Origin of the sequence: Piscirickettsia litoralis (assembly GCF_001720395.1) — a bacterium.
In the GTDB taxonomy this organism is placed as follows: domain Bacteria; phylum Pseudomonadota; class Gammaproteobacteria; order Piscirickettsiales; family Piscirickettsiaceae; genus Piscirickettsia; species Piscirickettsia litoralis.
In genome coordinates this window covers 1-8,360 of record NZ_MDTU01000001.1, presented here as the reverse complement: position 1 = coordinate 8,360, position 8,360 = coordinate 1, and the positions used below count along the sequence as shown (strand labels likewise).

General features: G+C 41.8%; 7 protein-coding genes and 1 pseudogene. 7 read left to right on the top strand and 1 reads right to left on the bottom strand.

Translation table 11 applies throughout. The annotated features are described in order from the left end of the window. The coding region (locus BGC07_RS00030) for a biotin/lipoyl-binding protein (protein WP_235602790.1) at positions 1-456 on the bottom strand (456 nt) is incomplete at its 3' end. A 308-nt stretch (positions 457-764) separates the two neighbouring features. On the opposite strand from BGC07_RS00030, the gene dusA reads away from it, so the two are divergent. From dusA to BGC07_RS00005, 7 genes and pseudogenes are all read left to right on the top strand, one after another. Next, positions 765-1,772: a tRNA dihydrouridine(20/20a) synthase DusA gene (dusA, locus tag BGC07_RS00025; RefSeq protein ID WP_069311464.1), complete on the top strand. Its 1,008-nt coding sequence runs from the start codon at positions 765-767 to the stop codon at positions 1,770-1,772. Positions 1,773-1,813: 41 nt separating this feature from the next. After that, positions 1,814-2,212 carry a hypothetical protein gene (locus BGC07_RS00020; protein WP_069311463.1) on the top strand — a complete coding sequence of 133 codons (399 nt, stop codon included), beginning with the start codon at positions 1,814-1,816 and terminating at the stop codon, positions 2,210-2,212. A gap of 11 nt (positions 2,213-2,223) precedes the next feature. Then, on the top strand, positions 2,224-2,526 hold the full coding sequence (locus BGC07_RS21300; protein ID WP_235602789.1) for a hypothetical protein: 303 nt from the start codon (positions 2,224-2,226) through the stop codon (positions 2,524-2,526). Then, positions 2,510-2,575, top strand: a pseudogene (locus BGC07_RS23575) (hypothetical protein); the annotation flags it as partial. The gene BGC07_RS21300 and the pseudogene BGC07_RS23575, both read left to right, overlap by 17 nt. Before the next feature lie 187 nt (positions 2,576-2,762). After that, positions 2,763-4,067: an autotransporter assembly complex protein TamA gene (locus tag BGC07_RS00015; RefSeq protein WP_235602788.1), complete on the top strand. Its 1,305-nt coding sequence runs from the start codon at positions 2,763-2,765 to the stop codon at positions 4,065-4,067. After that, positions 4,064-7,330, top strand: coding sequence for a translocation/assembly module TamB domain-containing protein (locus BGC07_RS00010; protein ID WP_069311462.1), 3,267 nt, complete (start codon positions 4,064-4,066; stop codon positions 7,328-7,330). The genes BGC07_RS00015 and BGC07_RS00010 overlap by 4 nt, the downstream gene beginning before the upstream one ends. Before the next feature lie 30 nt (positions 7,331-7,360). Next, positions 7,361-8,284, top strand: coding sequence for a L,D-transpeptidase family protein (locus BGC07_RS00005; protein ID WP_069311461.1), 924 nt, complete (start codon positions 7,361-7,363; stop codon positions 8,282-8,284). Positions 8,285-8,360: the final 76 nt, after the last annotated feature.

The following is an 8,360-nucleotide window of genomic DNA, read 5'->3' as shown; positions in this document are numbered from 1 at the left end:
TTTATCAAGCGTCTGCTCTGAAACACCACCAATCTTGCTCAGTTTTAAATAACGCTGGTAATCCAATGCCTTAACTTGTGCATCGGCCAATAACGACTTAAGTTCCGCTTCTTCGCTGGCATTATTCAGCTCAGCAATAATCGCCCCTTTTTTTACATACTGACCATTTTTATAATTAATTTTGGTAATGTGCCCTGCAGCATCAAAGCTTAAGGTCACCTCTTGCGAAGGCGCTAAGGTCCCTAGGGCTTTGATAGAGTCTTCAATGGTCATCACTTTGACCGCTTGAGTTTGTACAGAAATAATCTTGCTTTTTGCAACAGCTGTCGTTTTATTGTGATCACTGTGCTGAACAGGTCTAGAGCCTGCAAAAGCGACCGCCATGCACAACCCCGATAAAATAGCACCGCCTAAAATGACCCATTGATATTGATATCGTTTTTGTGGACGCTTCACCTTGCTGCCTCTACTCATTGTTACTTCAAACTTAATTCTTATATCTTTTAAACTAATCATACAGTTAACAAGCACGAATCGATACTAAACTAAATGTGACTGCACATCATACCGAGCAAATATTAAGCAAACGTTATGCCACAATAGCCTATTAGATAGCAACTCGAGACGCTGTTATAAACCAACAACATTAAACTTTTTTAGCCTAAATGACAAGATGATAAGCGATAAGTCAGCGGCCAACGACTTGCATCTAAGCCAATAGTTAGCGATAATCGACCTCTTTAGCATAGCCTGGTAGTTTTAAAATGTCCTCTGCACATCGATTTTCAGTCGCTCCCATGCTCGACTGGACAGACCGTCATTGCCGTTATCTTTTTCGCATCTTATCCAAACATGCCGTTTTATACACAGAAATGGTCACTACCGGTGCAATTTTACACAATGACCCCCATCGTTTCCTTCAATGCGACAGTCTGGACACTCCCGTTGTCTTGCAGCTAGGTGGCAGCGACCCAAAAGCACTGGCGCAGTGCGCACACATTGCCGAAGAATATGGCTATAGTGAAATCAACCTTAATGTCGGCTGCCCAAGTGATCGCGTCCAAAATGGCCGCTTTGGTGCCTGTTTGATGGCAGAGCCTGAACTTGTCGCAGATTGCGTCGCCGCGATGAAAGCCAAAGTTTCCATTCCAGTGACAGTGAAAAACCGTATCGGCATCGATGATCAAGAAGGCTATCAACATTTATACCAGTTTGTTGACATTATTCGCCAATCCGGTTGTGAGCACTTTATCATTCATGCCCGTAAAGCCTGGTTAAAAGGCTTAAGTCCAAAGCAAAACCGTGAGATCCCCCCGCTAAATTATAATTACGTCCATGACATTAAAAAGGACTTCCCAGAACTTACGATATCAATCAACGGTGGTATTAATAGCCTTGCACAAACTCAAGAACAATTAAAACATATTGATGGCGTGATGGTGGGTCGTGCCGCCTACCAACACCCTTTATTGCTCACTCAAGTTGACCATGAAATTTACCACACTCAAGATAACTCTATCAGCGCAATAACAGCCGTTCAACGCATGCTGCCTTATATTGAAAAAGAACTCAGCCAAGGCACACGCCTAAATCACATCACTCGCCATATGCTCAACCTGTTTCAGGGCGTTGGAGGGGCTCGACGGTGGCGCCGTCACCTCAGTGAGAATGCTCACCTTAAAAATGCTGATATCAGCACCGTAGAACAGGCATTAAGCCTAGTCCAGCCCACTGAAGCACCAATCATTGAAAAAATGGCAACAGCAAGCTAAGATAAGCCCTACTAATTCAAGAGACTTGGGATCCGATCTGCATGAAAAAATTATCATTACAGCAAAATATTAGCTACCTTATCTGCATCGTGATCACCGTCCTGATTGCTATTGCAATCAAGCCCTCCTACCCACAAACACCTCGTGGCATCGTTCTTCCCGCCACCAGTCAGCACTTTGCTCCCACCCAAGCCGATCAAGTTCAACTTGTTAACTATATGCCAAATGGCACCAAAGTCGGTGACATTAACATCGAAATGCACTTAACATCGACTGAAGCTGCGAACATTAAAGCAGCGATGACCAAGGTAGAAGCTTATGCGAAAAAACTGGCAGCCAAATCGGGAGCAAATATTGTCGCCGTCACAGGCGGCGGTGTTGCCGCTTCCCCACAACCGCTGACCGCGCTTGTCTTTCGAGGAATCGCCATACGTAACTAATCACTAGATAGATGCAAAAAGATCGGCCTTGTAAACCTTACTCGTACAGATTCTCTCTCAAGGCCCTCCCATTCTCTTTTGCCTGCCTGCTCGCTCTATTTTTAGCCACTTACATCTCGATCAGCACAGTATTTGCTGCCCAGGCAACTCATACCCAAAAAAGTAACAACAAGCTAGAATATACCGTTCAGATTCAAGGCATCACCGGCGAACCCCTTAAAAACATTCAACAAGGCTTAAGCGTTCTACGTTATAAAGACTATATCGCCGAGCAAACTAAACTCCGTTTACCGCTTTATTTTCAACAGGGCTAAAAAAGAAATTACCGCCTCGTTACAGCCCTATGGTTATTTTAACAGCCAGGTCAATGCAAGTATTAATTGGAAAAATAACCCCATTCTAATCACCTATACAGTAACCCCAGGACCACAAACAACCGTTAATAACATTACGTTGGATATCACCGGTGAAGGTAAAAATTTACCTCAATTTAAACACTGGCAAAAACGCTTCCCGCTTAAAACAGGCAATCCGATGATCAGCATCGATTATGAAAATGCAAAAGCCCGCTTACTCGCTTGGGCTAACGAACTTGGCTTTTTTAATGCGCAACTCATCTCACATCGAGTCACTATTAATACAAAAATCACATCAAGCAGATATTACTCTTATTTTAAATACAGGATCACGTGCCTATTTTGGTTCTGTGCATTTTGATCAAAGTGCTTATGCAAGCTCTTACCTAAAGCGCTTTATCCCATTTAAAGCCAATACCCCCTACCAAGAGTCCCAGCTGGTCCAACTACAAAATAATTTAATTGCCAGCAACTTATTTGATGAAGTGATTGTCAGCCGTGATAACACTAAAACAGCGACTCCCCCTAAAGTCCCACTCGTTGTCACGTTAATTCCCAAAAAGGCCAAGCATTATAAATTCGGTTTAGGTTATGGCACAGATACCGGGGTACGCGGTACCGTCGGTTTTGACTGGCGACGTGTAACAAATACCGGTCAACACTTATCCAGCCAAATCCAGCTCTCACAAATCGCAACCCACTATAATCTGGCCTATACCATCCCAGGAGAAAACCCCTTAACTGATGCGACGACATTCAGTGCTGCTGATTACTATGATCACCCAGACTCTTATAACAGCACTACGCAGCAAGTCGGCCTCGGTTATACCTCAACCTATGGAGCCTGGACTTATCAAGCCGGTTTAAAGCACCAGTGGGTCCAATATTCCGTTGATAATGGCCCAGACCAAAATACCAACCTCACCATCCCTGAGCTTTCTCTCTCTCGCCTTGTCTCAACACGACAAGGCTTTTGGCGTAATGGCTACCAAATTACAACAAACTTACAGGCCGGCACCCCCGCACTTAGTCCGGTTAATTTCACACGTTTTACGATTAATGCTCATTTTGCTCACAAAATCACACATAAAACCCGCTTTTTACTTGGCGGAGAATTTGGCTCAATCGTCACCAATGATTTTGACGAACTCCCGCCGAATTTACGTTTTTTTGCCGGTGGCTCCAATAGCGTGCGCGGCTACAGTTACAAATCGTTCAGCACCTCCGCTCCAGACGGCCAAAAATTAGGGGGGCGTTATTTAATTACTGGAACTGCGGCCTACGAAATTCAACTCCCTTATAAACTTGGCTTAAGTGCCTTTTATGATATGGGCAATGCCTTTTACGACAAGCCTGAGAAATTAGACTTAATGCAAGGCGTGGGGTTGCAGTTAGCTTGGTATAGCCCTATTGGCCCGGTCAAACTCGCCTTTGCCAAAGCACTTAGCTTGCAGGGCACGCCCTGGCACATCCACTTTAGCATTGGGTTTTTCATATGAGAGCAATCAAAACTGCCAAGTGGCTCATCCGTATTTTAATCGCCCTTAGCTTGCTGTTGATTATCTCAGTGTTTTTAATACTCAGCACGCCCACAGGCACTCAATTAGCCATCAAAATAGGTCTATCATTTATTCCAAGCTCTATTCAGATCAATACTGATCGATTATCCGGAACGCTTTTAACAACAGTCCATGCCAACATCACCTACTCTCAAGACTCAATTAAGCTAGCAGCAACTGACGCTCAAATCAAAATCAACTTACTCTCACTATTATCCGGCCAGATTAATTTATCTAGTGTGCAAACCCAATCACTGGCGATTACAACCCGAGCCAATCAAGTAACAAAAACACAGTTAAATCCAAATAAAAGCCAAACCAGCCTGATTAATCATTTTTTTATTCCTGAAATATTTATTAATCATCTTTCAATTAAAAAATTAATATTCAAAAATAATACGATAAAGTCTATAACAGGCAATGCTTACCTACATGCGTCCCGCAATATTATAAATATCAGTGCACAAGCACATGGTTATTATCACTCGCATGCTCTTTATTTAAGCACTAGCGGTTATGGCCCAATCAACCAATTTAAAAGCCACAGCACACTCATCACTCATCAAAATACAATAAAACGCTTGAAACTCACCACAACCGGCCAAGGCGATTTAACTAAAAGCTATCAATTAAAAATCACCGGCAATATACTTAAAAGCTCAAAAATCGATGGGGTAGCAAGCTTTAATATCAGCCAAGCGCACTGGCAAACCCAGCTTACGGTGTCCTCTTTAAACCTTGCTGAATTAAGTGCACGTTACCCCAGCACACTTAACATCCACGTATCAGGTCACGGCAATAGTCAATCGGGGCAACTTAATACCGACATTCAAGGCACTCTGTTTAAGCAAGTAATTAAAGGCCAAGCTAAACTAGATTACAACCCTCAGAAAATAAGCTTTGATATCCAAGCTCATAATGGCAACAATGCTATCTCACTCACAGGGACGCCAGAGCGCGCCAAAATGAACATCGCTCTAAATCAAATCGATCATATTTTACCCGGCAGTACAGGGAAAATAAATTTACAAGGACGCCTAAATCACAATAAAATCACTGCCACAGCGACCATTAACAATTTACTCTTAAATACACCAGAAATTTCACCTATTTTAAATCATTTGCGAATTAAGCAAGCTCGCCTCAATATCAGCACGAGCCAATCAGAAGCAACTGTAGCGCTTTTTGCAAACAACTTAACTCTACTCAAGCTTCCTATTAAAAATATAACCAGCAGATTTAAGCTAAAATCCCGACAGTTTTCACTTAGCACGCACATTCAAGCCAGAAAATTAATACTCGACCAACAAGCAACAGGCACGCTTAATAAAAATAACCAAGTAAACCTTACTCTACATCGGTTCAATTTAAAGCAACAAAATAATAATATAGACTGGGCCTTATCTAAGCCTGTGCTAGCAAAATTTCACTTACAGCATCTAACAAAGCTCGCTATCAGCCCGTTTATCTTAACAAATAAAAAAAATAATCAGCGTTCTGTCTCATTTTCATTCAAGCCACTTAATAACCAGCAACAAGATCAGATACGACAACTTCAAGTCAAACTCGTTAAATTCCCCCTTAATTTAATAAATCAAATCTCTCCTAATAAATTACAATTAACTGGGTCTTTATCAGGCACGCTTGATTTGCAGCTTAAATTTAATCAACACTCTCACCAACTCACTAAAATCAACGCAAAACTCACCAGCAGCGCGGGGAAAATCAGAACAGTTAATCCAACCAGTGAACGTATTAAAACAGTTGCATTTCAGCCTTTATCTTTATTAATTCAAGGCGATCAAAAACAAATTTCTAGCCAAATGCACTGGCAACTCGGCCATGATGACCATATTAACGGTCAAATTAATCTAAAAAACTTAAGAACCTTATCTGGAAGGATCGATTACTCATTAAAAGCGGTGAATATACTCGGCTTTATTCCTGAGATTAATATTCAACACCCCACCCTCACAGGCACCTTTAGCCTGTCAGGAAATATTACACAGCCAAAACTCACCGGACAAACCACACTCACAGCGGACCTTTATCTGCCGATTACTGGCATTGAACTTAAACAAACCTCCCTCACACTGACAGCCAATGGCTCACCAACGCTAGCAGTCAAAGCAAAAGCAATGGCAGGATCAGGGTCTTTATCTCTAACCGGTATTATCGATATCACTCACCTGCTACCACAGGTGACACTGAATATTCAGGGTAAAAATGCACAATTGATGGACTTACCTTATGCGACACTGCATGCAAATCCAAACATCAGCATCGCTTATAATAACGCTAAAGACTTAGTAATCACCGGCGATTTACATATCCTTAAAGGAGACATTCATGTTGACCAAGTCCCTCAAAATATCACACTGCCCACCGATATAAAGATTGTCGGCGACCAACAGAACCCTGCTTTAAATATTCATACCGATATTAATCTAGAGCTTGATAAAAATATTTTTGTCACCGGTTATGGCCTTAAAACAAATATTGAAGGCAAACTCAACATCATTAGCACACCTAATCAGCTTACTCGAGCCAACGGCAACTTGAAACTTATTAACGGCACCTATAAATTATTAGGTCAAAACCTCAACATCACCCAAGGCCAGTTGATTTTTGGCGGCAATGCCATTCAAAACCCTGGCCTTAATATCAATATCGAGCGTAAAATCACCCCGAGCAACCCCACTGATGAATCAATTACAACAGGCGTAAAAGTCACAGGAAACCTTAACAAGCCAACTCTTACACCTTACTCAACACCGACAATGTCTAAAGCAGATATTCTATCTTATTTACTATTCGGCACTCCCGTTCCTCAAACCAGCAGTGGTAATGCCGCCATTCTCGCCCAGCTAGTCACCTCATCAAGCCTTTTTAACACAGGCACCGGCGGCATTGTCCAAAATATCAAAAAAACACTGGGCCTCTCAGAGCTTGGTATTCAAAGCAATGCACCTGCGACACAAGCGGCAGGTCAAGAGCAGAATAATTTAAACTCATTGCGTTCAACCACTTCATTAGTCCTTGGCAAATATCTTGCACCTGACTTGTATGTCAGTTATAGCGTAGGCTTCTTGGGCCAACAGATTGCAAGTATTCGCTATCAGCTTAACCAAAACTGGAGCGTTAATACTGAGGCAGGAACAACAAGCGCAGTCGATCTGTTCTATAACATAGAAAAGAACTAAAAATAAAATTGCCAATGGAATTGAGAGCTTGTGAGACAAGGATTAACTGGTTTATTTATTTTACTTTGCAGTAGTTTTATTAATCATTCTGCATTTGCGCTGCAATTACCATTACCAAAAAGCAATGAATCTATTGTCGGCCGTACCTTTATCGTCACTGCACAAAAAAATGATAACTTTATGCACTTAGCGCGCCTTTATAGCTCAGGCTTTCATGAGCTTATGGAAGCCAATGCCGATATCTCCCCCTGGCACCCACTCAATGGTGAAAAGGTCTTGATTCCAACAGAGTTTATTTTGCCCGATGCCCCTCGAGACGGTATTATTATTAACCTTGCTGAGCTTAGACTTTACTACTTTGATCGCAATAACAAGCGCCTTTTTACCTATCCCGTTGGTGTTGGTAAACGTGGTTGGATGACTCCCCTCGGTAAACGCATGGTCAGCCATAAAATTCACAAACCACATTGGCATGTCCCAGAGAGTATCCGGGCATATCATGCAAAACAAGGAAAATATTTGCCAAAATCTATTGCTCCTGGCCCTAAAAACCCACTGGGCGAGCACGCCATGCGGTTAAGTCACTCCAGCTATTTAATTCATGGCACAAATAAAGTCATGGGCATCAGCCGCCGCACCAGCTCTGGTTGCATCAGTTTATTCCCTGAAGATATCAAAAACCTCTTTAATATTGTTAAAGTCAACACCCCTGTCTATATTGTCAATCAGACCTATAAAATAGGCCACAAAAACAAGCAGCTCTTCTTGGAAGTTCACAAGCCCCTTTATGAATTTAAAGTCAAACAAACAGAACTTAATCAACAAATTATCTTTGCTCTACTTAAATATAACCAAAACAACCAATATCAATTAAACTGGAAAAAAATCAATCAAGTTATTGATGAGCAACAGGGCATCCCGACTGTAATCAGCAGTTTGAACAATACCCACTAAAATAGATAAATAACAAAACATGAAATTATATATAACAAAACAGCGGACAAAATAACTGATCTACGCCTTGAAAAAA

Coding starts and splice junctions, on each gene's coding strand:
- BGC07_RS00020 (WP_069311463.1), top strand. CDS start 1,814: ATGAAAAAATTATCATTACAGCAAAATATTAGCTACCTTATCTGCATC.
- dusA (WP_069311464.1), top strand. CDS start 765: ATGTCCTCTGCACATCGATTTTCAGTCGCTCCCATGCTCGACTGGACA.
- BGC07_RS21300 (WP_235602789.1), top strand. CDS start 2,224: ATGCAAAAAGATCGGCCTTGTAAACCTTACTCGTACAGATTCTCTCTC.
- BGC07_RS00015 (WP_235602788.1), top strand. CDS start 2,763: ATGAAAATGCAAAAGCCCGCTTACTCGCTTGGGCTAACGAACTTGGCT.
- BGC07_RS00010 (WP_069311462.1), top strand. CDS start 4,064: ATGAGAGCAATCAAAACTGCCAAGTGGCTCATCCGTATTTTAATCGCC.